At 68.7% G+C, this 24772-nt stretch carries 20 protein-coding genes; 7 read left to right on the plus strand and 13 right to left on the minus strand.

Annotated elements, in window-relative coordinates; translation table 11 throughout:
• Nucleotides 1-3: 3 nt before the first annotated feature.
• On the minus strand, nucleotides 4-429 hold the full coding sequence (locus tag ACRSBM_RS15590; protein ID WP_434444102.1) for a hypothetical protein: 426 nt from the start codon (nucleotides 427-429) through the stop codon (nucleotides 4-6).
• Nucleotides 430-521: 92 nt separating this feature from the next.
• Nucleotides 522-719 (minus strand): hypothetical protein, encoded by a 198-nt coding sequence (locus ACRSBM_RS15595; protein ID WP_434444103.1) that lies wholly within the window; start codon nucleotides 717-719, stop codon nucleotides 522-524.
• A 209-nt stretch (nucleotides 720-928) separates the two neighbouring features.
• On the opposite strand from ACRSBM_RS15595, the gene ACRSBM_RS15600 reads away from it, so the two are divergent.
• Entirely contained in the window at nucleotides 929-1780 is an 852-nt protein-coding gene (locus ACRSBM_RS15600; protein ID WP_434444104.1) for an IclR family transcriptional regulator, read from the plus strand.
• A gap of 118 nt (nucleotides 1781-1898) precedes the next feature.
• On the opposite strand, the gene ACRSBM_RS15605 is transcribed toward ACRSBM_RS15600, so the two are convergent.
• A complete protein-coding gene (locus tag ACRSBM_RS15605; protein WP_434444105.1) occupies nucleotides 1899-2429 on the minus strand; it encodes a phenolic acid decarboxylase in 531 nt (176 codons plus the stop codon).
• A gap of 441 nt (nucleotides 2430-2870) precedes the next feature.
• Between ACRSBM_RS15605 and metK the strand changes: the two genes are divergently transcribed.
• The 3 genes from metK (at nucleotide 2871) to ACRSBM_RS15620 (ending at nucleotide 7237) form a co-directional block, all read left to right on the plus strand.
• Nucleotides 2871-4070, plus strand: a complete 1200-nt coding sequence (gene metK / locus ACRSBM_RS15610) for a methionine adenosyltransferase (RefSeq protein ID WP_434444106.1) — start codon at nucleotides 2871-2873, stop codon at nucleotides 4068-4070.
• Nucleotides 4071-4213: 143 nt separating this feature from the next.
• Nucleotides 4214-5671 carry an adenosylhomocysteinase gene (ahcY, locus tag ACRSBM_RS15615; protein ID WP_434444107.1) on the plus strand — a complete coding sequence of 486 codons (1458 nt, stop codon included), beginning with the start codon at nucleotides 4214-4216 and terminating at the stop codon, nucleotides 5669-5671.
• Between the two features lie 543 nt (nucleotides 5672-6214).
• Nucleotides 6215-7237, plus strand: coding sequence for a DUF1963 domain-containing protein (locus tag ACRSBM_RS15620; RefSeq protein WP_434444108.1), 1023 nt, complete (start codon nucleotides 6215-6217; stop codon nucleotides 7235-7237).
• 130 nt (nucleotides 7238-7367) lie between these two features.
• On the opposite strand, the gene ACRSBM_RS15625 is transcribed toward ACRSBM_RS15620, so the two are convergent.
• From ACRSBM_RS15625 to ACRSBM_RS15635, 3 genes are read right to left on the minus strand one after another with little or no spacing between them, the layout of a single operon-like run.
• The gene (locus ACRSBM_RS15625) at nucleotides 7368-8798 is read right to left on the minus strand and encodes an aminobutyraldehyde dehydrogenase (protein ID WP_434444109.1); all 1431 of its coding nucleotides are present in this window, start codon (nucleotides 8796-8798) and stop codon (nucleotides 7368-7370) included.
• A 9-nt stretch (nucleotides 8799-8807) separates the two neighbouring features.
• Nucleotides 8808-9521 carry a CoA transferase gene (locus ACRSBM_RS15630; RefSeq protein WP_434444110.1) on the minus strand — a complete coding sequence of 238 codons (714 nt, stop codon included), beginning with the start codon at nucleotides 9519-9521 and terminating at the stop codon, nucleotides 8808-8810.
• The gene (locus tag ACRSBM_RS15635; RefSeq protein WP_434444111.1) at nucleotides 9518-10720 is read right to left on the minus strand and encodes a pyridoxal-dependent decarboxylase; all 1203 of its coding nucleotides are present in this window, start codon (nucleotides 10718-10720) and stop codon (nucleotides 9518-9520) included. The genes ACRSBM_RS15630 and ACRSBM_RS15635 overlap by 4 nt, the downstream gene beginning before the upstream one ends.
• A gap of 941 nt (nucleotides 10721-11661) precedes the next feature.
• Between ACRSBM_RS15635 and ACRSBM_RS15640 the strand changes: the two genes are divergently transcribed.
• The gene (locus tag ACRSBM_RS15640) at nucleotides 11662-11805 is read left to right on the plus strand and encodes a hypothetical protein (RefSeq protein ID WP_434444112.1); all 144 of its coding nucleotides are present in this window, start codon (nucleotides 11662-11664) and stop codon (nucleotides 11803-11805) included.
• A gap of 397 nt (nucleotides 11806-12202) precedes the next feature.
• On the opposite strand, the gene ACRSBM_RS15645 is transcribed toward ACRSBM_RS15640, so the two are convergent.
• The gene (locus ACRSBM_RS15645) at nucleotides 12203-13477 is read right to left on the minus strand and encodes a hypothetical protein (protein WP_434444113.1); all 1275 of its coding nucleotides are present in this window, start codon (nucleotides 13475-13477) and stop codon (nucleotides 12203-12205) included.
• Nucleotides 13470-14186: a cytochrome b5-like heme/steroid binding domain-containing protein gene (locus ACRSBM_RS15650; protein ID WP_434444114.1), complete on the minus strand. Its 717-nt coding sequence runs from the start codon at nucleotides 14184-14186 to the stop codon at nucleotides 13470-13472. Before ACRSBM_RS15650 ends, ACRSBM_RS15645 begins: the two co-directional genes overlap by 8 nt.
• Nucleotides 14187-14557: 371 nt before the next feature.
• Between ACRSBM_RS15650 and ACRSBM_RS15655 the strand changes: the two genes are divergently transcribed.
• Nucleotides 14558-15553, plus strand: coding sequence for a sensor histidine kinase (locus tag ACRSBM_RS15655; protein ID WP_434444115.1), 996 nt, complete (start codon nucleotides 14558-14560; stop codon nucleotides 15551-15553).
• Between the two features lie 7 nt (nucleotides 15554-15560).
• Here the strand turns inward: ACRSBM_RS15655 and ACRSBM_RS15660 are convergent, their stop codons facing one another.
• From ACRSBM_RS15660 to ACRSBM_RS15670, 3 genes are read right to left on the minus strand one after another with little or no spacing between them, the layout of a single operon-like run.
• The gene (locus tag ACRSBM_RS15660; RefSeq protein WP_434444116.1) at nucleotides 15561-17660 is read right to left on the minus strand and encodes a hypothetical protein; all 2100 of its coding nucleotides are present in this window, start codon (nucleotides 17658-17660) and stop codon (nucleotides 15561-15563) included.
• A gap of 3 nt (nucleotides 17661-17663) precedes the next feature.
• Complete coding sequence (locus ACRSBM_RS15665; protein ID WP_434444117.1) at nucleotides 17664-18329, minus strand: response regulator transcription factor; 666 nt, start codon at nucleotides 18327-18329, stop codon at nucleotides 17664-17666.
• Nucleotides 18320-18871 carry a histidine kinase gene (locus ACRSBM_RS15670; protein ID WP_434444118.1) on the minus strand — a complete coding sequence of 184 codons (552 nt, stop codon included), beginning with the start codon at nucleotides 18869-18871 and terminating at the stop codon, nucleotides 18320-18322. Before ACRSBM_RS15670 ends, ACRSBM_RS15665 begins: the two co-directional genes overlap by 10 nt.
• 130 nt (nucleotides 18872-19001) lie before the next feature.
• On the opposite strand from ACRSBM_RS15670, the gene ACRSBM_RS15675 reads away from it, so the two are divergent.
• Nucleotides 19002-20828, plus strand: a complete 1827-nt coding sequence (locus ACRSBM_RS15675; RefSeq protein ID WP_434444119.1) for an Hsp70 family protein — start codon at nucleotides 19002-19004, stop codon at nucleotides 20826-20828.
• Nucleotides 20829-20836: 8 nt separating this feature from the next.
• Here the strand turns inward: ACRSBM_RS15675 and ACRSBM_RS15680 are convergent, their stop codons facing one another.
• A complete protein-coding gene (locus ACRSBM_RS15680) occupies nucleotides 20837-23881 on the minus strand; it encodes an AAA family ATPase (protein WP_434444120.1) in 3045 nt (1014 codons plus the stop codon).
• Nucleotides 23878-24762, minus strand: a complete 885-nt coding sequence (locus ACRSBM_RS15685) for a hypothetical protein (protein WP_434444121.1) — start codon at nucleotides 24760-24762, stop codon at nucleotides 23878-23880. Before ACRSBM_RS15685 ends, ACRSBM_RS15680 begins: the two co-directional genes overlap by 4 nt.
• Nucleotides 24763-24772: the final 10 nt, after the last annotated feature.

Raw genomic sequence — 24772 nt, forward strand, 5'->3', positions numbered from 1 at the left:
CGCTCACGCGGCGGACCATACCAGCGCCTGGGAGCCGGAAATCGGCTGCCGCAACGGATTCGCACGGACGAGCCTGATGCGGTCGATGCTCGCCGATGGTGAACGGGAAAGCCGGACGCAGCCGATCTGACACAGCCGTTCCAGCCCGTGAGCCGCGGCCGTGCGTTTGGCGTAGCCACCGTGTGAAGCTTCGCCGGCAAGCCCGTGTCGGACATCGCGGTTCCACTGCTCTTCTCCGGCGCTGACGAAAAGGCGGTTGGTGCGCAAGCAGGTCGTGTCAGTGGATGCGTGCGTGCCGATGGTCTTCTTCAGCCGCAGGACGTCGCGGAGCAGCTTGGCTCGAACGGCACCGCGGCCGGGCACCGAGCGCCACTGGTCGTGACCGGGAGGAACCAGTTGTCGGACGGGTTGCGCGCGCTGCACGACCACCGGCCGTTTCCAGGGCCCTACCAGGGCACGCCGACGCCAGGCCCGGTGCTTTCCTGTTCACCGGAATCGGCGCGGAACGCCTGGTCCGGGAATCAGCCTGTACCAGGCACATCCGGCGTCAGGCCGAGGCCGCCGCGGTCGTTCTCCGACCGGATCTTCTGCGTCGCGATGTCGCCGGACTCCCAGGTGATCGCGGCCGAGCTCGGGGCGACGCCACCGAGGTGCTGCCGGAGCTGAAGAAGCTGGATGTGACCGCCACTATCGCCTGACAGTTCGGTTTTCGTGGTCACGGGACGCGCTCGATGTGATGTCAGTGTTGCCGTCACTCGTTCGGGTGAATCCGGTCGTCAGCGACGACCGCATTGGTAGGCGGACCTGCGGCAACGCTGTCCTGACTGCGGAGCCGGTCCGCGGCTGTGGAGTTCCGCAGTCACAGACCGTGGCGGCCTCCCTACGCTCGGCCGCAGATCTGACGGTGGAGCTGAAGGAGAGTTTCTGTATGTTCGAGCAGCTTCCGAGAGGGCAGTCGCGGTCTGTCTGCCTGCAGACCGTCGAGGGTGAGGACGACTCGCGAGACGGGAGGGGAGCGGCCGCGAAGGTGCTGTCGATACTGAAGGCCTTCGGTGCGACCGAAGGCGCGGTGTCGCTGGCCGAACTGATGCGCCACACCCAACTGCCGAAGTCGACCGCGCATCGGATGATCGGGTTCCTGAAGTCGGCGGGTCTCGTCGAGATGACCGACGGCCGCTACGCGCTCAGCTCCGAGGTGACCGAGCTGTCGGCCGCGGTGCCGAGCGGTTTCTCCTGCGGTATGCGGGAAGTCCTGCTGCCGGCTCTGACGGACCTGTACGACGCCACCCGCGAGGCCGTGCACCTCACGGTGCGATGCGGCGACATCGCACGGGTGGTGGAGCGCGTGCACGGCCGCAGGTCGGTCGGACTGGTGACTCAGTTCCGCAGCGCTCTCCCGTTGCACTGCACCGCGGCGGGCAAGATCCTGCTGGCCGCCTCCCCCGAGCAGGACGACGACCTTCCCGATCGCCTGCAGGCCTACACGCCCGCGACGATCACGTCGGCCGACCGGCTCCGTGAGGAGCTCGCGATGGTCCGCAGGTACCACCTCGCGTTCGACCGCGGCGAATGGTCCTCCGGTATTTCCGGGGTCGCCGCGCCGGTGTGGGGGCCAGGACGCAGGTTGATGGGAGCGATTTCCGTGGTGGGACCGAACGGCCGGCTGATGTCGGACGCCATCGCTCCGAAGGTCCGCAAGATCGCCGAGATGGCGTCGCGCGAGCTGCGCATGTTCCAGTTCGCGCCGAAGCAGGGGTATGCGAGCCGAGCGGCTGGGTGAGTGACGGTCCTCTGTGGACTCCCTGGCGATTCGGCGTTGGTCGTGGCACTGCGGGACATGCGGAACAGGTCGGTTCCATGCGATGGGACGAAGGCTGATGCCCTGAGCGCGTTGTCCTTTAGCTTTCTGAAGTCATGAAGTTCACGGTCTTCCGGCACCGGCCGAAGGTCGCACCCGCGCCGAGCGCGAGAAGCCTGCGCCCACCTCGTGACCAGGTGGGGTGACGGCCACGACGGTGGTCACGGCGAGGCCGTGCGAATGCCGTTCGGTAAGCGCGCATGTGATCGAGGTGGTCGTTCTGGAACACGACGGTGCGCTCGGGATGTTCCTCGACCCAGCGGGGGAAGAAGATCACGCCGTGTGAGACGCGTTCGGCCGGCACGAGGGTGACGCAGACGGACGTGCCGGTCGGCTCGGTCCAGGAGACCTTGTAGACGCCCTCGGTGAGGACGACGAGGTCGACCTTCTGGTCCTTGACCCGGCGGCCGCCGACCATGCCGCTGTGGATCTGGTAGTCGATCGTCGTCGCGTTCTTCACGTACATCTCGTAACGCCAGCCGTTCGCGTAGATGTACTCGAACCGTTTGCCGACAAAGCCATCCAGGCTGCGTGCCGGCCGCTGTGTCATTGTGGCCGTTTGCTCACTCATGATCGGCCTCCTCTCCCATTACTTCTGGCGATCACCAGGCCAACGAATGCCGAAGACTTGAGCGCGGTGGTGTTGCCGCCGGATTCGGCACGGCGGCGAGCCCTCGAAGAAGTTTCAAATGACGGTAGAGAAACCGTTGCCTTGCCGGCGAATGTCATCCCGACGAGTGGAACGCGCTGTCGAGCTGCCACAGGTACAGCGCCTGACCTGTTTCGGCGGACGTCTGAGATCATGGTGTGCCAGGAAGGACGTCCTCATGAAGACCACGGGCTCGAACAAGCCCCGGCGCACCTGGCGCCGGAGTCCGTGGAGGTACTCAACGGGGCCATGGCTTCCTTCGAGAAGCGCACGCGGCTCCACTGTCTGGGACGTGGACTACCACTCGGTCGCAGGGCGTCCCTACTGTTCGGCGTCTGTTCGGTGGGACCGGAAGGAGCGTTCGTGAGCGAGCACAGCAGGCTGTTCACCAGTGAGTCGGTGACCGAGGGGCATCCGGACAAGATCTGTGACGCGGTCAGCGACTCGATCCTGGATGCCTTGCTGGCCAAGGACCCTCGCTCGCGGGTGGCGGTGGAGACGCTCATCACCACCGGCCAGGTGCACGTGGCCGGTGAGGTGACGACCGAGGCCTACGCGGACATTCCCACGATCGTCCGGGAGAAGATCCTGGAGATCGGTTATGACTCGTCGGCGAAGGGCTTCGACGGGCATTCGTGCGGTGTGAACGTGGCGATCGGCGCGCAGTCCCCGGACATCGCGCAGGGTGTCGACACGGCGTTCGAGGAGCGTGTCGAGGGCGCGGCGGACGAGATCGACAAGCAGGGCGCGGGCGACCAGGGCCTGATGTTCGGTTATGCGTGCACTGACACGCCGGAGCTGATGCCGCTGCCGATCGCGCTGGCGCACCGGTTGTCGCGGCGGCTGAGCGCGGTCCGTAAGGACGGCACCGTCCCGTACCTGCGCCCGGACGGCAAGACGCAGGTCACCATCGAGTACGCGGGCGACCAGCCCGTGCGTCTCGACACCGTCGTCATCTCCACGCAGCACGCCGACGGCATCGACCTGGAGAAGCTGCTCGGCGTGGATCTGCGTGAATACGTGGTGGCGCCGGAGCTCGCCGAGCTGTCGCTGGACACCACCGACATGCGCCTGCTGACCAACCCGACCGGCCGCTTCGTCGTCGGCGGCCCGATGGGCGACGCGGGCCTGACCGGCCGCAAGATCATCGTCGACACCTACGGCGGCATGGCCCGCCACGGCGGCGGCGCGTTCTCCGGCAAGGACCCGTCGAAGGTCGACCGCTCCGCCGCCTACGCCATGCGCTGGGTCGCGAAGAACACCGTCGCGGCGGGCCTCGCGTCCCGCGTCGAGGTCCAGGTCGCCTACGCCATCGGCAAGGCCGCCCCGGTGGGCCTGTTCGTCGAGACGTTCGGCACCGAGACGGTCGACCCGCAGAAGATCCAGCAGGCCATCACTGAGGTCTTCGACCTCCGCCCGGCCGCGATCATCCGCGACCTCGACCTGCTGCGCCCGATCTACGCCCCGACCGCCGCGTACGGCCACTTCGGCCGCACCGACGTCGACCTGCCCTGGGAGTCGACGGACCGCGCGGAGGCCCTGCGCGACGCCGCCGGTTTCTGAGAACTGCCGTGGGGATACGCGTTGGCAGCCCTGAAGAACCGTGTCGTCGTCGCCGACCGGTTCTTCGAACTCGGCTGCCGCGGCGCGCTGCCCGGAGACGCAGTACTTCAATGCCTGAGCCAGAACCGTTGGAAGGACCCGAGATGACCCGGTTGCAGACCCGCAACGGCATCGACTTCGCAGTGGCCGACCTGTCGCTTCACGAGTTCGGTCGTAAGGAGATCCGTCTGGCCGAGCACGAGATGCCCGGCTTGATGGCGTTCCGCCGCGAGTACTCCGGGGTGTACCCGCTCAAGGGCGCCCGTATCTCCGGCTCGCTGCACATGACGATCCAGACGGCTGTTCTGATCGAGACCCTGGTTGACCTGGGCGCGGAGGTGCGCTGGGCGTCGTGCAACATCTTCTCGACGCAGGACCACGCGGCCGCGGCGGTCGTGGTCGGCCCGCACGGCACGGAGGAGGAGCCCAAGGGCATCGCCTGCTTCGCCTGGAAGGGCGAGACGCTGCCGGAGTACTGGTGGACCGCCGAGCAGATGCTGACCTGGCCTGACGGCAAGGGCCCGAACATGATCCTGGACGACGGCGGCGACGCGACGCTGCTGGTCCACAAGGGTGTGCAGTACGAGGCGGCCGGTGTCGTGCCGGCGGCGTCGGAGGACGACTCGGAAGAGTGGACCATCGTTCTCGACACGCTCCGCGCCTCGCTTGCCGCTGATGGCAAGAAGTGGACGAACATCGCCGAGGGCATCCGCGGCGTGACCGAGGAGACCACGACGGGCGTCATGCGCCTGTACCAGCTGGCCGCCGCCGGTGAGCTGCTCTTCCCCGCGATCAACGTCAACGACGCCGTCACGAAGTCGAAGTTCGACAACCGCTACGGCATCCGGCACTCGCTGATCGACGGCATCAACCGCGGCACGGACGTGCTGATGGGCGGCAAGGTCGCGGTCGTGTGCGGTTACGGCGACGTCGGCAAGGGCTCGGCGGAGTCGCTGCGCGGCCAGGGCGCCCGCGTCATCGTCACCGAGATCGACCCCATCTGCGCCCTGCAGGCGGCGATGGACGGCTACCAGGTCGCTCGCCTGGAGTCGGTGCTGCCGATCGCGGACATCGTGATCACGACGACCGGTAACAAGGACGTCGTGACGGTGGAGCACATGTCGCAGATGAAGCACCAGGCGATCCTGGGCAACGTCGGCCACTTCGACAACGAGCTGGACATGGCGGGCCTGCAGCGCTACCCCGGCATCCGCCGCAACAACATCAAGCCGCAGGTCGACGAGTGGATCTTCCCGTCGGGCCGCACGATCATCGTGCTGTCCGAGGGCCGCCTGATGAACCTGGGCAACGCGACGGGCCACCCGTCGTTCGTGATGTCGAACTCGTTCTCCAACCAGGTGATCGCGCAGATCGAGCTGTTCACCAAGCACAAGGAATACGACAACGAGGTCTACCGCCTGCCCAAGGTGCTCGACGAGAAGGTCGCGCGCATCCACCTGGAGGCGCTGGGCGGCGAGCTGACCAAGCTCACCAAGGAACAGGCCGAGTACATCGACGTCGACGTCGAGGGCCCGTTCAAGCCGGAGCACTACCGCTACTGAGAACTACCGCTACTGAGCGCTGTGTCTCAGAAGCCTCCCGCGCGCTCCTGAACCGCTCCCCGGAAGTTGGACTGAGAATCAGTTCCGACTTCTGGGGAGCGGTTGGTGTATCCAGGAAGTTCGTTGTCTGATCGGCAACGCGTGCGGCACACCGGTCAAGGCCGCCGTCAGCTCGCAGGACGGGCACGGGGTGATAGCGGTGCGGTATGAGGTGACGGCACCGCTCCCAGAGCACCTGGTGCACCCCACGCCCGGTAGGCGTGCAGGTGCGCGAATACCAGCGATGACCGCCCGGCTCGGGTATGGCTACGTCATGGCTCTCACGGTGGTGCTCGAAGCGGCACAGCCAGCGGCGACCGGGGTTCGCGAAGACCCGGAAGCGCCGATCTGTACGGACCAACTGAGAGAGCGCTCTCATGGATCTGCGATCCTGCCGCACCATGAACCGTTACGAACAATTCCGCCGCGCGGCGATCGACAAGGGCATCCCGAGCGACGAGGTCGACAAGTTCGCCGGCCAGCTCCGCTTCTCGATCGAGACAGATGGCTGCGGCGCAGACAAGCAGGTTGTCGGGCAGGGCGGAGGCATTCCCCGGTTACCGGTGGGCACGGAGTGGCCGAGCAGCGGAGGCGGGAGCCCGTTTGCCGTTCATCGCCTCCTTCGACTGCGCGGCCCTTCCGCGGGTCGAGGGACTTCCCCTGCTGACGGACGGCTTGCTGCTCTTCTTCCTGCACCACGAGGACGATCACATGGAAGGTGGCGACGAGTTCGCGCGAGTCCTGTACGTCCCGGCAGGCACGGACACGGCGGTGGCGCCGCTGCCGTGCGACCCCGACAGCGAGATCTACTGCGATGGCATTCCGTTCCTCATCCGCGAGTACCCGCTCTCCGCACAGGTTGAGGCGGATCTACCGGAATGGATCGAGGAGCGCGACGACGACTGGCCCTTCGATGTCGAGTCCGAGCCCGTGCAGCAGCTGTACGCGGAGCTGAAGCACATCGACGAGCTGTGCGAAGTGGTTGACGATCTCTGGCAGGCGGACTGGGACTCCACCTTCAGCATCGGCGGGCACTACATGGACATCGGCGGCGATGAAGGCCCGTGGTACCGGATGGCGTCGGAAAACGTCAGGAAACGGTCTGGCGCCGAACCTGGCCTTCCGATATCGGACGAAAACCGCCTGATCAGGGAGGAGGCGTACCAGCTGAGCCAGGAATGGGTGATGCTCGCCCAGTTCTGCACGGAAAGCGAGTTCCACTACGGATGTTTCCTGATCAATCCCGATGACCTCGCCGCCAAGCGTTTCGACAAGGTGTGCTCGTTCACCAGGTTCACCGAACAGGTGGCCGCGGTCCGCCGCTCCACATCGGATCACCCGCCTCACCGGCCAAGGCCGCACCATCGCCGACCATCACCAGATGCCCCTGCGGACACGCGGCAACCACTGGACCGCAACGACTTCTCGCGGCCGGCTCAAGCGAAAGGCGGAGGCCCAACACTCCAGTTGTGTTTCGCGATCTTGGCTGGTGAGAGCGGCTCGATGACGGAGACGGCCGCCTCGTGATCGTGACCGGTTGGGTGGACTGGTCGTGATCGCGAGGCGGCCGCGAGCCGCAGCGTGGACGTTGATCCTGCAGTCGGCGAGGCTCGGAACGTTGCCGGGCGAACTCGCCGTCGGTCGGGCTGGCCAGCCGCTACTCGACCAGGTGCATGACGTGCTTGACCCGAGTGAACTCATCCAGCCCGTAGGTGGAAAGGTCCTTGCCGAACCCGGACATCTTGAACCCGCCGTGGGGCATCTCCGCGGTCAGCGGCAGGTGGGTGTTGACCCAGACGCAGCCGTAGTCCAGTGCGGCGGAGACACGCATCGCGGTGTTGTGGTCGCGGGTGTGGACGGAGGATGCCAGGCCGTAGTCGGCGGCGTTCGCGAGCCGGATGGCGTCCTGTTCGTCGGAGAATCGTTCGACGGTGACGACAGGCCCGAACAGTTCCTCATGCACGATCGGATCATCGGCGGTGACACCGGTGATCACGGTCGGCGGGTAGAAGAATCCCTTCCGGTCGAGTGGCCGGCCACCAGTGGTGATCTCGGCGTGCGGGGGGAGCGCGGCGATGGCCTGGTCGATCCGGTCCAGCTGGGCCTGGCTGCCCAGCGGGCCGTAGAACGCGTCGGCGTCATCGCGAGGATCGGCCGTACTGAGCGAGGCTGCCCGGCGGGTCAGTTCGGCGACGAACTCGTCGTGGACGGCGGCGTGGACGAGGATCCGGGTGGCGGCGGTGCAGTCCTGCCCGCCGTTGAAGTAGGCGGCATTGGCGATACGGGTCGCGGTCGCGGTGAGGTCCGCGTCGCCGAACACGATCGCGGGGGCTTTGCCGCCGAGACCGAGGTGCAGGCGCTTGACGCTGGTGAGCGCGGCCGTGGCGATGGCGATACCGGAGGCGGTGGAGGCGGTGGCCGAAACGTGCCTGGCGGTGTGGTGAGTGGTGATCCCCGCCGTCGTCTCGCGGTCACCGCACACGACGTTGATCGTGCCGGGAGGCAGGAGATCGGTGGTCAGCTGGGCCAGCGCCAGAAGGCTCAGCGGGGTGTTGTGCGAGGGTTTGATGACGACGGTGTTGCCGGCTGCCAGCGCGGGAGCGAGCTTCCACATGGCCATCAGCAAGGGGTAGTTGAAGGGCACCATCTGCGCACACACGCCGACCGGTTCGACCCGGATGTAGGAGGTGTGGCCCGGAAGGTACTCCCCGGCCGAGGGAGCGAGTGCGGAGCGCGCCGCACCGGCGAAGAAGCGGAGCACGTCGACGGCGACGTCGATTTCCTCGACTCGCGTGGAGTGCAGTGGTTTGCCGGTGTTCGCCGACTCGATGGCGGCGAGCCGGTCGGCGTCGCGCTCGATCAGGTCGGCCAGGGAGAGCAGGGCGCGTTGCCGCTCGCCCGGGCTTTTCGCCGACCACGTGGTGAAGGCCGTGCCCGCGGCGGCGAAGGCCGCGTCGAGGTCCTCCTGCCCGGCACGGGCGACCTCGGCGAACGGTTCGCCGGTGCACGGGTCGATCAGCGGTGCGTAGGCGCCGCTCGCCGGCGCTGCCGGGGCGCCGTTGATGAAGTTGAGGTGGCGGGTTGCCATGAGGTTTCCTTAGATGACGATGCGGCCGGTGCCGTCGTGGTGGAGGTTGGCGAGTTTCCAGGCGTGGTCACGGACGGGTTCGACGACGGGTTCGCCGCGGTAGATGACCCGCACGCCGTCGTCGTGGCTGCCGTACGTGCCGGGTTCGTCCCATGCAGGCTGGCCGTTGACGCGGGGTGCGGGGACGACCAGTTCGCCCTCGATCAGCTTGGCCAGGCAGGAGGACTGCCGGAGGATGTGATGGCCGGCGGAACCCTGATGCGCGAGCACGACCGCTTTGTAGGCCAGCCACAGTCCGCCGGAGGTGTCTCCGATGTAGTAAGGCTGGTAGTCACCGTGCTCCATCAGCGCGCGGGCCTGTGCCACCGCGTCGAAGGAACGACCGTCGAACTCGTCGCGCATGGACACCCACGGCACGCCCAGCCGCTCAGCCTCAGCAGCCGGGTCGAGCCCCCATTTCTCCCAGGCGGCGCTCCTGATGTTGTCGATGACCAGGTCGACGCTCCCAGCCGGTAACTGCGTCACCTCGCGAACATGCCGTCGACGCAGGGTTTTGCCCTCATTGATCCAGGCCCACAGCTCGTCCCCACGGTGCAGCCCCTGGATCGGGTCGCAGTCTCCAGCCGGGTTGGTCCACTTGGTGACCTCGAAGCCCTGTTCGGCCAGGACCATCCCGGCGTAGGCGGGCAGAATGTACGAGCCAAGCTCCAGCACGCGTGTCATGCGGTTCGTCCCTCGTTGAGTTTTGTCAATGCCCGTTCCACGTCTGTGGTGAGCTGCTCGGCAAGGTCGGTCGTCAGGTCGGCGCGGATGACGATCCGGCCGGTCTCGGTCGCGGCCATCGGTTCCCGGAGCCGGTAGACGGGCACATGCCAGCCGTCCTCCGCCAGCAGCGCTGCGAGCTCGACCACGGCCGTACCGCCCGGATCGGCTGCGGTGAACGACACGACGGGCAGGTCCGTCCCGGCGCCGAGCACCCGGAGCGCCGAAGCACCGGCGAGCTGCCGCGCGACGCCTTCGGCGATGGCCCGCGACCGGGAATGCACCGCGGTGTAACCGTCACGCCCTCGGCGCATCAGGTGGAGGTACTGCTCCAGTACCGGTACCGCCGACCGGGAGAACGACAACGTCGGCTCAGGCGCACCAGTGCCGATGTAGGGCGCGCCGAGAGACAGCCGTGCCATGGCGGAGTCCTGCCGGCGCCACAGCAGCCACCCGACACTGGGCCTGGTCAGCCCGTACTTGTGGCCGGAAGCGTTGATCGAGGCAACCCTGGGAAGGCGGAAGTCCCACACCAGGCCGGGTTGCAGGAAAGGGGCCACGAACCCGCCGGACGCGGCGTCGACGTGCAGGGGGATGTCCAGGCCGGTGCCCGCGCACAACCCGTCGAGCACTGCCGCGATGTCACCGACCGGGTCGTACAGGCCGAGCTCGGGACAACCGAGCGTGGCCACCACCCCGATGGTCCCGGCATCACAGGCATCCGCCACATCGGCCGGATTCATCACCGGGTGGTCCGGGCGAAGCGGCAGTACGCGGGGCTCGACATCCCAGAACGCGCAGAACCTCAGCCAGCAGAGATGCGCTGTCGGGCCGAGCACGAGATTCGGCCTGTCCGTCCCGCCGGAGTCGCGCCACCCGCGCAGGAATGCCGAAGCCGTGATCATCGCCGCTTCGCTGGACCCGCTGGTCGAGCACCCGTCGGCACGTCCGGCATCGTGCCAAAGGTCCTTCAGCATCGCCACGCAGTGGTTCTCAAGGGTGGTCAGTCCGGCGTACTCGGCCCGGTTGATCAGGTTGTGCCCGGCCCACGAATCCAGCGCGAACTCGGCATCGCGTTCGGGCAGTGCGGGGACGAAGGTGCCCAGGTTCCGCGCCGGGGACACGTCCCCGCGGGTCGCCTGCCGGATCAGCTCGGCCACCACGGTCCGTGGCAACGGACCCCCCGGCGCCGCCCCGCCTCCACCGGCAGGGCGAGACCGCACGCGGTCGCCGACATCGCCGTCCAGAATTCCCGCCTTGAACGTCGGCCGGGCAACTGGGCCGGGACGGCAAAGAACGCCGGTAACCCTCTCGTCGAGCGTCAACTCATCCACCGCCTCCGGCTGACCTACGCGAACAGGCACACCAACTCCATAACCGACGCATTGTTGACTGATTCGTCTTGTTTCGAATTATTGCCGAGCCGATTGCGAGCTTTATTGATCGAGTGCGAGCGCAAGCGCGCGTCAGTTCCCTCTTTTTCCCTGCTTGTGTGGCACGGGAAAAGACCGGCGTTCTTCTTGCCTTCGGGTAGTTCCGCAACGAAGGCTCGGCGTGCGGGGAACGCGCCTGACCCATATTTGCAGCCACAGCTCGCATGGCGAAACGGTTAGCGGCAATCTTCTGCCAGAAGCGGGAGTCACTCTGCCCGGTCGCGCGGTTTCGATTGCCCAAGTAGACCGGTTTTGCGCTCGCTTGCGCAAGAATTGGCGATGCAGGCGTTCCGGGAGTTGGGACCGCCGAGCTGATTCGCACGATCACAAACAAGTCGGGATATGCCACGTTTATCGGAATGGCTGATCCTGGTTACTGCGAACGTCGCAGCGACCTGACCAATGGAGTTCGTCGCGGTGACGACAACCGGGAGACGTGGCACCAGATCATCACCGCTACTGACCGCAGGCCGATCGTCGCTGGTTGGAAGTGTCCTCGGGCATGGCGCTGGAGACCCGTGGTGGCCCACCTGTGGACGTTGCGGAGTGCACATACGGTCTTCCGTAGTGCCAGGCGATGTGACCGCGCGCACTGTGGTGTTCAGTCACAAGACGAGCCACAGGAGTGAATCGCTATGCGGACCTTGGCAAACACAACCACACCCGACGTGAACGCTGCCGTCGACGCGTACCACCTGCGGGCCGCTGCCTTGCTGTGCCAGCACCAGCCGGGCGACCACGTGTGCCGTGCCTGCGGTGGCGCATGGCCGTGCGCCACGGCGTGCACCGCGTCGCATGCGTTGGAGCTGTAGAACCGTCGTTCGTCCACGGGTGCTTCGCGAACACGTCACTGTCGCCGCCGGCGATGACCGCGTCGTGCAGGCGATGGACGACATCAACGCCTGAATCGGGCGCGGCATGGTGGTGGTCCCGGCCTCTGTTGCCCTCGAAGGCGTTGAGCATGAACGGGAACGCTGCCGCGAGTTGGTCAGCGTGCGCCCGAGGCATGGTGACGTAACGCCTCGACGGGTGGGAACAGAACAACAACCTGGATGAGTTCGTGACCGAAGGGCCGAACGACTTGTTCGGCAGGCCAGTCGATCCCTCGTTCAGCGGGCGACGGGCTGCCTCGGCCGCCACCGCGCACGACCGGCAGCGGCCACTCGGCACACACCGCAACGCGGAGCCGCTGAGGCGGTGGCAGTGCGCTCAGAGCGTCAGCCCCGTCCGCTCCTCCCGCGAGTCCTGCAGTTTGCCGGCCATCTCGGTCCAGGTCGCGTCCGCGACGAAGGTCTGGTCGTGCGCGGTCGACTGGTTGCGCCCGACGATCGTTCCGACGCCGAGGTAGTTGACCACTTTGCCCTTGTGCACGCCCAGGAAACCGGAGTCGCCCGCGAAGGAGGAGAGGACCTCGTTGAACGCTTCGGCGACCGCGACGTGCCGAGTCGGTGCGACCTTCGCCAGGCCCTGCGCGTAACCACGTACGTCGAGTTCGCGGACGAGGTCGAAGAACTCACGGTGCTTCCGCGGCAGCTGGGTGCCGCGCAACTCCTGGGCGAACACGCCCAGAGTCGAGTCGTACCGCGTGCGGCCGATCAACGCGTCGAAGAAGTGCGCCATGGGTATGGCCGAGCCACTCGGCCCGGTGGGGTAGCCGGGCGGTGGGACCGTCCAGGTGACCAGGGTCTTCGACCAGTCGACTGGGTCGCAAAAGGTCGAGCTGTCACTGCGCGGGCTCACCCGGCGGAAGGACTTCATCGCGCCACGGGCGCAGTCAGCCATGTCCAGCAGGATTCGGCTGACCTCGTCGTGAGCGTCCGGGCCGCCCTCGCCGATCGCCTGCGCCAAGCGGCACACCGCCCGCACCACCGGCGTTACCGCGGCGTTGATCTCGAAAAACGCCGAGGTGAACACCTGCTCGGCCCGATTGCCGTACACCGGGATCGCGGGCCGCAGGTTCTCGATCGTCGCGTCCTCGATCCGGTACTCGCCACCGGGGCCGATCCGGCCAGGGTCGCTGAAGGTGGTGTTGTTGAACACCCAGTCCTCGACGGTGAGTCCCGCACCGTCTCGCCCGAGCCGGCGGCACACCTGCTGCCACGGCTGCTCGATCACCGAGGGCAGATGGTCTGGAATGTCGCGGTTGCGCGACATGTTCATCCGCGCGACGCCGAACCGCCAGTAGGAGTGAGCCAACAGGCCCAGCACGGTCGCGGCTCGCTTGACCTGGTGATCAGGAAGGTCGTCCGGGCCCGCGGTCAGCGGTGGGAGGTCAGCGATGATCGCTTGAGCGTCTGAGTGGAAGGCCAGCTCGGGCAGCCGCGCGGCTACCTGTTCCCAGGCCTCGTACGGACCGGTCAACGGCGCGCTCGTCATCGTCCGGGGCATGAACCCGTGGTCGAAGGTGAGATCGCCGTCCAGGTTCCGGGCCGCATCCGTGGCACAGGTCGCGACGTACTGGGCGAGCACATTCGGTTCAGACATCGTTGATTCCCGCTTCGTTGCTCTTGTGGATCCAGTTCTCGATCACCGAGAGGGTTTCTTCGACAAGGCGCGCTGTTTCGGCGCAGGACGTACGAAGAGCCCGGACAGCCGCGGAACCACAGGCGAGCACCTCGTCCAGCACGGTGACGCAATGTTGCCGTATCGACTGTGCACGGGATGCGACGACGGTCGGATCGCCCTTGGCCAACGAATCCTCGATCCAGCCTTGGACGTCGATCGAGAGCTCGTCCAGTCGCCGCAGTAGCACCGGGTCGGCGGTTCGCCCGAGCAGTGCGGAGAATCCGTCCAGGAACGCGCGGAGGTGGTCGTCCAGCAGGTGGCGACAGGACTGTCCGAAGTAGACGAGATCATGAACGGGATCCCGTTCGGCGCTGTGCTGCACCGCGAAGGAGTTGCGCACCAGCCTGACGTAGTCGAGCAGTTGCCCGAGGGGAACCCATGCCTCGGGCAACGGAACGCTGTCCACCTCGGCGACGACGAGCTGCCGGAGCTTCTGCCGGACGCCGGGACGCGCGTGTGCCGGCACATGGTGGAAATCCGCGGAAGCATTCCGGCCCAGGTTCGCGAGCAGTACCGCGAGCCCACCAGGGTGCCAGCGCAGAAATTCGGTGAGGTCGACGACCTGATGATCCACCACCATCAGCGGACACGACTCGTCCGACCTTTCGAGTACATCCTCGATCGACATGGCGCTTCGATTCACGCTGATGCTCCAAGCATGGGGATTTCGGACTCGGACGGCTGATCGGTCCAGGACTCGTCCCATTGAAAACGAGCAAGCGCAATCGACTCAGGGCTGGTTCCACACGGTGGAACGCCGCTCGGATCGAGTCATGTTCGTCCCGTGCCGTGGGACGCGGCATTGCGTTCTGGCAGTGGAACGTTCACTTCTGTGCCGCGCCCGCGAAGATCGAGGAGATTGCCCGTTCGCGCCAGTGGAATCGCGTCCGAACGGGTTGAGTGGCAGTCTGGTGTCCGCGGTCTCGCGGTATCTGTGCGCGGACCGCGGCTGGACGTCATCGCCGCGACCTGCCGGCGTGGACCGCGGACCGTCGAGAGGTGCACGTGCACGAGCGGGACCGCCGAGGCGTCGACGCGCTCCGGTCGTACTTGGCCGGCGTGCGGGCGCGGGAGGGGACGTGGCCCGAGCCCCTGGCTCTCGCCGAGGTGATCGGGCGCGCGCTGGGAGCGTCGGGCTGCGTGCTCACCCTGGCGGGACAGCGATTCGCCTGGGGAACCGATGACGGTGCCTGGCGGGACGTGCCGGTCGAACACGATGGCGTGCCGCAGGGTGTGCTCGCCGTCAGCCCCGAGTCCGCGCGCCCGGCCGGCGAACTGGCGGCGGTGCTGGCTCCCGTTCTCGCGGCGGTCCGGCTGAGGCTCGAGACGGAGCAGCTGTGGAGGAGAGGGGACGCGGCCCGGCGCGAGCTCGGTGACCGGCGCTGGCGTGCCGCGGCGGAGATGGACAGGGAACGCCGGCGTCTCGAGCGCGATCTTCACGACGGCGCCCAGCATCACCTGGTCGCACTGCGGTTGTCGCTCGCGTTGCTGGAGCATGCGATCGCCACCGGCGACATGGAGTCGGCGCTGCGGCGCCTGGACGATCTGGAGAACGGGTTCGGCGACACCGAACGGCTGATGGAACGAACCGCTGCCGGCGTGCTGCCGAGTGCACTGGTCACCGGTGGGCTCGCCTCCGCGCTTACCGCCGAGCTCGCGCACCACGACGACGTGGTGCTGGACGTTCCTCAGGACCTCGGACGCCGGGAGCCGGTCGTGGAGGCCGCGATCTACTTCGTGTGCATGGAGGCGGTGAACAACGCCCACAAGCACGCTCCCGGCGCGCTGATCACCGTGGCGATCCGTGACACCGGGGATGCCACCACGTTCTCGGTCCGCGACGACGGGCCGGGCTTCGACGAGCTGCCGCAGGACTCCGGAATGCACCACCTCGCCAGCCGGATGGCCGAGGCCGGAGGTGAGGTCCGGATCCGGGCAGCGCCCGGACAGGGGACCGAGGTGGCCGGGTTCGTGTCCCGCGGCGCCGCCGGCTGACGGCCGGTCAGGCCGCCGGTGGTTCCTGGGAGACCTGCGACACCAGCCCCTCACAGGTTCGCACCAGGATCTCGCAGGCCGTGCGGGCCCACGCCCCGGCGGTGGGGTGCTCACTTCGCGCTCTCCAACGGTCGGCGGCCGAGCCGGCGGCCGACCGGACTTCCGCGGTTCCGGCTGTCGGCGGCAATCCGAGCCGTTGGTGCGCGGTAGTGCCGTGAGCACCGAGCAGCCGCACTGCTTCCGTTCGAGCGTCGTGGGGGAGGAACCACCGCTGGGAGGTTCCATCCCCGTCGAGTTCGTGCAGCAGCTCCAACTCTTTGAGCTCGTGTGAGGAGGTTCGAATCCGCTCAACCTCACGCTGCAGCGCGTGGCGGGAGGCCGTGCGGCGTACTTCCTCGTCCACCTCGTTGAGCGCGCGGCGTGCCGTGATCACGTCGAAGCGCGCCACGAACCTGCGCATCAGGGTGTTCCGGAGCGCCGTGAGACCGCTCATCTCGTCCAGGCCTTCGGCGATCGCCGCGGTGCTCTCCTGTTCGTCCACGACCGCCGGCCGCAGCGGCACGGGGGGCTCCACGACGTCGAGGCGGTGCCGCGCCAGGTCGACGATCCGGCGGAAGGCGGGGTCCGGAGGCGTAAGGCACAGCACGGCGTCGATCTGGCCCGCGTCACCCGCCGACAGCGCGGACGCGAGCGCCGAGTCCGCGGCACCGGGCAGGTCCACGAAAGTGAGGCTGTGGAGCAGATCCACGCCCTGACGGACCACCACGTGCTCGACGTCCGGTGCGCTGGTGGGGCAGGTCGTGCCCTCTCGTGCCTCGTCGTGCACGTACCAGGTCGGCCGGTCCGCTTCCGGCAGTGTCCTGCCCAGCAGCGCGCCGATGACCGCGGACCGCCCCCGGCCCACCACGGCAACGCACACCGGGCGCCTCAGCCGGTCCGCGATCGCCGCCCAGCGTTCCTTCGCCGGGGGATCCTCGGCTTCCAGCCAGCCGCGTTCGACGAGAGCCCGCACCCGCGGGTGGACGGCACCACCGGCCGGTCGTCCCAGCACTTCGTCCGGCGCCGACCCGATCCGCTCGGGCACCTGGACCGACACCGCGGCCTGACCGTCGGTCACCGAACACCGGAGCGCACCGCCCAGCACGGCGAGCCGCTGTGCGTCGCCGGCGAGCGAGCCCCGCAGCTCCTCCTCGGACTCGGTCCAGCCGGCGGCTGTCGCCCTGACCCCCAGCACACCGTCGGCGCGGTCGAACTCGACCAGCACCGGTGAGGCCGAGGCCGGCGACTCCAGGTGGTTCAGCACCGCGGCCACGGCGTGGTAGAGGCCGGACTCGACCTCCCACCCGACCCGGTGGCCGAGGTCGCCCCGGAACCGCACCGGCCGATGCAGCACGGCCGCGAGCTCCTCGAGCGCTGCCCGGGGTCCCCGCTCGGGGAGCATCGAGGGATGGACACCGCGGACGACGGTGCGGAAGGCCTCGATCAGGTCGTCGAGAGCGACTCGCAGGTGCTCGGCGGCCTGGCCGGCGTCCCCGGTGTCCGGCTCGTCGCCGACGAGGGCTCCACGCAGGTCCTGTGCGTGCCTGCGCACGTCGGCGAACCTCCGGCCGGCCACCGTGGTGATGGTGCCGACCAGCCTGCGGCGTTCGAGTTCGCGCACCCTGGCAACCTGGCCGTGGGCCGTTCGCAGCTCCGCGTCCAGCACGGTCGCGCGGGCCGCTGCGCGGTGCCGATCGACTTGCAGGCGTTCCAGGACAACGGCCATTCCCAGCCACACGGCCGTTTCGTCGAGCATCGTCCGATCGTGGTGGGTGAGGGCGCGGCGCGGTTTTCGGGCCAGCAACCAGCCGCCGCCTGTGACCGGCTGGACCTCCGTGGCGCCGTGCACGGTCATCGCGGTGGCCAGGTCGGGCGCCGGTGCAGGCTGCTCGGTGTGGGCGGGCCACCAGGACGCGGTCACGACACCGGACTCGGTGGGCGTGCAGTACGCGACCGGGCCTCCGACCGCCGACGCCAGGTTGCGGATCAGCGCGGGCACGAGCAACGCGGGCGGTGCCGCGGCGGCCACCAGGTGCGGTGCCTGGTGATCCGGGCGTCGCAGCCGCACCGGTCAGCCCTCGATCCGGCGCGAACGCAGGTACGCCAGCACGGCCAGCACCCGCCGGTGGTGCACGGAGGGATCGCCGGACAGGTCGAGCTTCGTGAAGATGGTGGCGATGTGCTTCTCGACCGCTTTGGCGGAGACGTAGAGCTCGCCCGCGATCGCGTTGTTCGTCCGTCCCTCGGCCATGAGCCGCAACACGTCGTGTTCCCGCTCGCTCAGACTCGCGATCGCGTCCGCGGCCTGGCCGGTCGGGGCCTGCACGAGGCGTTTCGCCAGTACCGGCTCGATGACTATCTCGCCGGACGCGATACGGTCCAGCGTGTCGCCCAGCACCTGCACGCCGGCGATCCGCTCCTTGAGCCGGTAGCCGATTCGCTCCGTGCCGATCTCCAGAATGCGCATCAGGTAATGCGTTTCGGCGTAGTGCGACAACAGCAGCAAACCCACTTCGGGATGACTCGCGCGGATACGTTCCGCGGTGGTCAGGCCGCCGTCGGGTTCCGGCGGCATGCGGATGTCGAGCACGGCCACGTCCACCTGCTCCGTGGCGACGAGTGCCAGCAGCTTGTCGCCGCTGTCGACGCATCCGACCACCTCGTGCCCGGCGGCCTCGAGCAGGAGTACCAGGCCTTCCCGGAACAGAGCCCCGTCCTCGGCGATCGCTACCCGCATCGGATCACCGCCCAGTGACGCCGTGGTCCCGGTTCGCCCGGAGCGTCCTGGGTGACGCGCACCCACGCCAGTCGCCGGCCGGCCCGGACACGCACCGACACGGCGGTCCCGGGACGCAGCGTCGACAGGTGATCGATGATCATGAGGCAGATCCTCGATCGTGCCGTGCCATCACATTCCTCCGCTGCCACGTCGAGGGTCAGGAACAAGCCCAGGCGTTCACCGGCGGCGCGCACGGCGGGGCCGACTCCCGCTCCGGGCAGCACGGGTGGATAGAGCATTTCTCCCAGCCCTCGCATGTCGTCCAGCATTCGGCGTACGCCGTTCTGTGCGGTGTCCAAACGAGCGCGAATGTGGGGGTCGTCGGTCGCCACCGAAATCAACTCTAGCTCCAACGCGAGCGCGGATGCCTGGAGAGCGGGGCCGTCGTGCAGGGAGCGTTCGAACTCCCTGCGCAGGTCAGCCGCTTTCCGGCACGGTGCGCGCAACCTGGTGGAGGCGAAATTGCCCCACGTCAGAGCCGTTCGCGGCGGTTTGATCACAAGACCAGGGTGGTGCGTTCCGACCGTTGGGACAAGGTGGTGTTCCCGAGTGGGAAGTAGGGATATCCCTACATCTTGCGTCTCCTTACTCTCGGAGCGCGGACCTTCCCCACACCTTCTGGAGCCTTTCATGGGATACGGACTCGGCATTGATCTCGGCACGACGTTCACCGCGGCCGCCGTGTCCGGGGACTCCGGCACGCGCATGGTCGTGCTCGGCCCCGAGGTGGTCACGCCGTCGGTCGTGTTCGTCAGGCCGGACGGCGGGCTGATCACCGGCGACGCCGCCGAGGCCGCCGCGGCGCACGACCCGATGAGGGTGTCACGAGGCCACAAGCGCCGGCTCGGTGACCCGACCCCGCTCGTCATCGGCGGTGCCGCCTACTCGCCGGCCTCCTTGCTGGCCGCCCAGTTGAGGGACGTGGTCGCGAGGGTCGTCGCGCACGAGGGCGGACCACCGGAGTCGATCGTGCTCACCTGTCCCGCGGTGTGGGGGCCCTACCGGCGCGAGCACTTCGACGAGGTACCGCGCCTCGCGGGGCTGTCGAACGTGCGCATCGTGACCGAACCGGAGGCCGCGGCCACCCACTACGCGGTCGAGCGCCGGTTGGGTGAGGGCGAACTGGTGGCGGTCTACGACCTCGGCGGCGGCACGTTCGACACGACGATCCTGCGTGCCCGTGCGGGCGGGATGGAGATCCTCGGCACGCCAGAGGGCATCGAACGCATGGGCGGGATGGACTTCGACGAGACCCTGATGGCCCACGTCGACGCCAAGCTCGACGGCGCGCTCAGCGCACTCGATCCCGGTGACCCGGAGGCGGCGGCCGCGCTCGCGGCGGTACGTGCGCAGTGCGTGCGGGCGAAGGTCGCACTGTCGACCGAGCCGACCGTCGAGGTGCGCGTCGCGCTGCCGGCCGGGGAGCGCGAGGTCTCGGTGAGCCGGCTCGAGTTCAACGAGATGATCCGGCCTTCCGTGGTGCTCACGACGGAAGCGTTGCACCGCACCGTCACCTCCGCCGGGCTTCGGCCGGGGGACCTCGCGGGAGTCCTGCTCGCGGGTGGGTCGTCGCGCATCCCGCTCGTGCCCCAGGTCGTGTCGACGGCCTTCGGGAGGCCGGTCCGGGTCAGTCTGCACCCGAAGTTCACCGTCGCGCTGGGCGCGGCCGCGCTGGCGAACATCGCACGTCGTTCCGTCGCCCCAAGCGCTCCGCGGCCGGTGGGTTCGCCGGGTGAAGTCCTGGCCCAGCCGCCGACGCACACGGGACGGACGCCGAGGAAGACCCCGAAGTGGCTCGTCCCCGTGGGAGCCGCGGCAGTGGCGCTCCTGCTCACCGCCGCGACCGCCGTCGTGCTGACGTCCGGCGGAAACGAGCCGAAGGACCCGGTGCCGGCGTCGACCAACCAGCTCTCCGACTTCACCCTGTTCGACCGTGCGGACGTCTCGCCGTACGTCAGCATCATCGGTTCGCCGGCGAACTGGACGGGCACCCACGTCGGCGCCGATCGCACCGCGGCCCACGAGACGATCTCGGTGTCCTCTGAGGACGGTGTGCGGGTCACGTGGAAGGGGACCGGACCCGGCCAGTTCTACCTGCAGAGCCCCGGCACGGTGAGGGACGTGCGTCCGCACATCGACGCGAAGAGCGCGATCGTGGTCGACCTGACGATGCACGCCCCTCCGGCGGATCGCACCGCTCTCGCCGTTCACTGCCGCTTCCCGTGCGCGGCCGAGATCGACCTCACCCCGGCGCTGCGCAAGCTCCCCGTCGGGCAGGCCTCGACGGTGAGGATCCCCCTCGCCTGCTTCGTGGAGGAAGGACTCGATCCGATCAACGTCGACACCCCGTTCCTGCTCTCGACGGCCGGCGCGCTCGACGTCTCGATCGCGCGCGTTCACTGGGACCTGGGTGCCGCCGACGAGGCTGACGCGACCCCGTGCGCTGACGTCAAATGACCCGTTGATCATCCGTTCAGCGGTGGCGGGATGTCCTCCGCGATCAGCACGCACAGATCGTTGATCGTCGGTGACTCCAGCGTCCGCATCCGCCGGGCATGCCGGGTCACCGCCGCGTCGAGCACCTGGCGGGCATAGCGGCCGTTGCCGAAGGAGTCGCCGCGCGGTGCGGCGGCGAAATGCCCGCGCAGCGCCGCCACGGCCGGTCCGCTGCACTCGTAGGCGGAGGCGTTGGCGTGCTGGTTGACGATCGTCACCAGTTCGTCCGCCGTGTAGTCGGCGAAGAGGACCCGGTGGGAGAAGCGTGACGACAGGCCGGGGTTGGCCGCCAGGAACCTCTCCATCTCGCGTTCGTACCCCGCCGCGATCACCACGACCTCGTCCCGGTGGTCCTCCATCAGCTTGACCAGGGTGTCGATCGCCTCGCGGCCGAAGTCGTGACCACCACCCGCGGCCGCGGACAGGGTGTAGGCCTCGTCGATGAACAGCACTCCGCCCCGCGCGCGGTCGAACGCGTCGGTGGTGCGGCGCGCCGTGTGCCCGACGTACTCGCCGACGAGGTCGGCGCGGCTCACCTCGGTCACCTGTCCCTGGGCGAGCACACCCAGTGCGGTCAGCAGCGAGCCGTACAACCGCGCCACCGTCGTCTTGCCGGTGCCGGGCGGCCCGGCGAAGATCAGGTGCCTGCTGAGCGACGGCACCGGAAGTCCCGCAGCCTGTCGTTGCCTCGCCGAGGCGAGGAGATCGACCATGCTCGCGACCTCGTGCTTGACCTCGTCGAGGCCGACCAGTTCGCGCAGCTTCCCGAGCAGTTCGTCGACCCGCTCCTCGTCGACGCGGCCGGCCCCGGCTCCGACGGCGGAACCCGGCAGTGGCCCGATGTCCTCCGGCAGCAACCGGGTCAGCGCGACCGTCGTCGCCGTGTCGTCGGTCGCCAGCCGGTACGCCTGCCGGCCGATCATCTCCTCGAACACCTTGCGCGCGGTGCGGCCGTTGCCGAAGGAGACGTCCCTGGGGAGATCCGTGAAGTAGGTGTGCAGAGCGTCGCGCGTCTCGAACTCGAGCCGGTAGTCGTGGCTCGTGCACAGGCCTTCCACGATCGTCACCAGCTCGGCCGAGGTGTAGTCGGTGAACTCGATGGTGCGGGAGAACCGTGACGACAGACCGGGGTTGGCCGCGAGGAACGACCGCATGTCGTTGGTGTACCCGGCGACGATCACCACGACGTCGTCGCGGTGGTCCTCCATCAGCTTGACCAGGGTGTCGATCGCCTCGCGGCCGAAGTCGGGGCCACTGCCCCCGCTCTGCGAGCTCAGGGTGTAGGCCTCGTCGATGAACAGCACGCCGCCGAGGGCCTGCTCGAACCGCTCGGTCGTCTTCAGCGCCGTGCCACCGATCACCGACGCGACGAGATCCGCGCGCGCGACCTCGACCAGCTGACCGGTGCGCAGCACGCCGAGCGAAGCGAGGATGCGACCGTACAGGCGCGCGACGGTGGTCTTGCCGGTACCGGGAGAGCCCGCGAAGACGAGGTGCCCGCCCAGTTGCGGCGACGGCAGTCCGGCCGCCGCCCGCCGCTCGGCCATCTGGTGCAGCCGGACCAGGGTCTCCACTTCGCGCTTGACACCGCTGAGACCGACCAGGCCGTCGAGCTCTCCGAGCAGCTTGTCGAGCTCGTCACCGGCCTCGGGCCTCGGCGCCCGCTCGCCGTCGTCGGACGGCGCGGGTGACGGCTCGTCAGCGAGGAACGCGGGCGGCCTGGCCGGGGACGGCGCCGGTTCGGGTGCCGGGGACTGGCCCTGCGGCAGGCGCAGGTTCTGGCCGCGGTTCCGTTCGATCCGGCAGCCCACCACCTCCACCCGCGCGCCCGGCAGCACGACGACTCCGTCGCCGGTGTTGTCGGCCACTTCGCAGCCGCCGATCTCACCGCTGGTGCCGGCTTCCCAGACCGCGCCGGTCCCGCACTCGCGGATGGCACCACCGGAGACGATCGCCGCCGCACCGCCGCGGGCCGTGAAGCCGGGGCCGTTCGCCGCGCTGATCCGGGTGTCGACGAGCCGCACGTCCGCGGTGGCCTCGGCGACCACGCCCGCCCCGGCGCTGCCGGTGATGACGCACCGGCTGAGCCTTGCGCGTGCGTCGTCGCCCACCAGGACGGCGTCGTGCCCGGACTCGGTGAAGGAGCAGTCGGTCAACTCGGCGGACGAGGCCTCCAGCACGTGCAGGCCATGGCTTCCCGCGGTGTCGACCACCACCCGTTCGAGATCGACCGAGGCGCCCTGCACCACCACGATGGCCTGTGCCGACGTGCGCTGCACCCGGCAGTCCCGCAGCACCGGCGCCGATCCGGAGGCGACGAGCAGCGCCACACCGTCCACATCGGACACCGTGGTGCCGTGCACGGTCAGCTCGCTGTCCTTCTCCAGCACCAGGGCCGTGCCGGTGATCTGCTCGATGCGGCAGTCCGACAGCGATCCGCCGGCGCCGTCGGCGGCCAGCACACCGCCCTGTGCCTCCGTGATGACGCACCGGGTGAGCCGCGGCGCACCTCCGCCACGTGCCACCACCGCGGTCGTACCGATGGACCGCAAAGTGCAGTCGCGCAGTTCCGCGCGTGCATGGTCGAAGACCAGCACACCCGCTCCGCCCGGGTTGCTGACGACACAGTCGTTCGCGCGCAGATCGGTACCACCGCGGACGACCACGGCCACGGTCGAGTCCGCCTCCACGACGCACTCCTCCGCGTGCAACGTGCCACCGCGCAGGTCCACCGCGGCCTCGCCGTCACGGTGGACGAACTTCATGCCGGACACGGTCGCGCGCTCCGCGTTCAGCCGCAGCGCCGGTTCACCCGCCGCCTCGACGCGGACCTCACCCGCGGAGCCGGCCCCGGACAGCGTGATCTCCCGGTCCAGCACGAGAGACTCCGGATACACGCCGGGACGCACCGAGATGACGTCACCGTCGGTGGCCGCGGCCACTGCGTCACTGATGGTGCGGAAGCAGTCCGGTTCGGTCGGTGAGACGCTGAGCACCGAACGGACCCCGGTCATCCGGCTCGCCACAGCGGACCTTCCTCTCGATTCGGCGCCAGCACGGCGCGCACGCGATAACGGTCAAGGTGGGTCAGCCGGTCGGGGGGACGCCGCGCACCGGCGTGCTTCGCGAGGTCCGGATCCGGCGCCACCAGGTGCCGGTCGAGGTAGTACCGGCCGGCTTCCGACCAGACCCACATGCCGTCGGAGCGCAGGTCGCACGGCACCTTGCCCGCACCGGGGGCGACGACGTCGTCGAGCCCGTCCGGGACGGACAGCACGACCTCGCCGCCCGCGAGGAAGCCGAGCAGCCGTTGTCGTTCGCTCTCCTCGACGACGAGCTCCCTGGTCGGTGAGAAGTACGGTCCGCCCTTCGGAGAGGCCCCGTCGAAGGTGCGCGCCACCCGCACGGGCGCCGCCGGTGCGGACGTCCAGAGCAATGTGGCGGCACGCAGTGCGGCCTCGTGGTAGGCAGGCAGGACGGTGAGAGGGCCGAAAACCTCGACCCTCGGCGACCGCTCGCGGGCGTTCGTCAGCGCGCGTTGCACAGCGCTCGTGATCGCCGGCATCGGCGCGTGATCGTTGGCCTGCAACAGGTACACGGGCGCGGTGCCGTCGCGCATCGTCAGCCAGCACGCCTCGACCGGGTGCGCGGCGGCCGCCGCCACCACGGCACGATCCGCGGCGCCAGGGCGGTGCGGCGGTGCCTCGAAGCGACCTTCGTCCGCGACGGGCTCGCGGTCCGCCAGCACCCGGTTGACGTGCGACATCATTTCCCGGAGGCGGTCGACGGCGCCGGTGGCCAGGGTGTCCCTGGCGACCGTGAGCCAGTCGTCAGGGGCCTGCCCGGCCAGCTGGAGCAGCTGGCTGTGCGGGTCGGTTGGCTGCGGCGCGGGCAATTCGGCTCCT

Origin of the sequence: Lentzea xerophila, from assembly GCF_051094245.1 — a bacterium.
Taxonomy (GTDB): Bacteria; Actinomycetota; Actinomycetes; order Mycobacteriales; family Pseudonocardiaceae; genus Lentzea; species Lentzea xerophila.

Excerpts from the sequence above, each read along its gene's own strand:
- ACRSBM_RS15600 (WP_434444104.1), top strand. The coding sequence starts at position 929 with ATGTTCGAGCAGCTTCCGAGAGGGCAGTCGCGGTCTGTCTGCCTGCAG.
- ACRSBM_RS15605 (WP_434444105.1), bottom strand. The coding sequence starts at position 2,429 with ATGAGTGAGCAAACGGCCACAATGACACAGCGGCCGGCACGCAGCCTG.
- ahcY (WP_434444107.1), top strand. The coding sequence starts at position 4,214 with ATGACCCGGTTGCAGACCCGCAACGGCATCGACTTCGCAGTGGCCGAC.
- ACRSBM_RS15620 (WP_434444108.1), top strand. The coding sequence starts at position 6,215 with ATGGCTGCGGCGCAGACAAGCAGGTTGTCGGGCAGGGCGGAGGCATTC.
- ACRSBM_RS15625 (WP_434444109.1), bottom strand. The coding sequence starts at position 8,798 with ATGGCAACCCGCCACCTCAACTTCATCAACGGCGCCCCGGCAGCGCCG.
- ACRSBM_RS15630 (WP_434444110.1), bottom strand. The coding sequence starts at position 9,521 with ATGACACGCGTGCTGGAGCTTGGCTCGTACATTCTGCCCGCCTACGCC.
- ACRSBM_RS15645 (WP_434444113.1), bottom strand. The coding sequence starts at position 13,477 with ATGTCTGAACCGAATGTGCTCGCCCAGTACGTCGCGACCTGTGCCACG.
- ACRSBM_RS15650 (WP_434444114.1), bottom strand. The coding sequence starts at position 14,186 with ATGTCGATCGAGGATGTACTCGAAAGGTCGGACGAGTCGTGTCCGCTG.
- ACRSBM_RS15665 (WP_434444117.1), bottom strand. The coding sequence starts at position 18,329 with ATGCGGGTAGCGATCGCCGAGGACGGGGCTCTGTTCCGGGAAGGCCTG.
- ACRSBM_RS15675 (WP_434444119.1), top strand. The coding sequence starts at position 19,002 with ATGGGATACGGACTCGGCATTGATCTCGGCACGACGTTCACCGCGGCC.
- ACRSBM_RS15680 (WP_434444120.1), bottom strand. The coding sequence starts at position 23,881 with ATGACCGGGGTCCGTTCGGTGCTCAGCGTCTCACCGACCGAACCGGAC.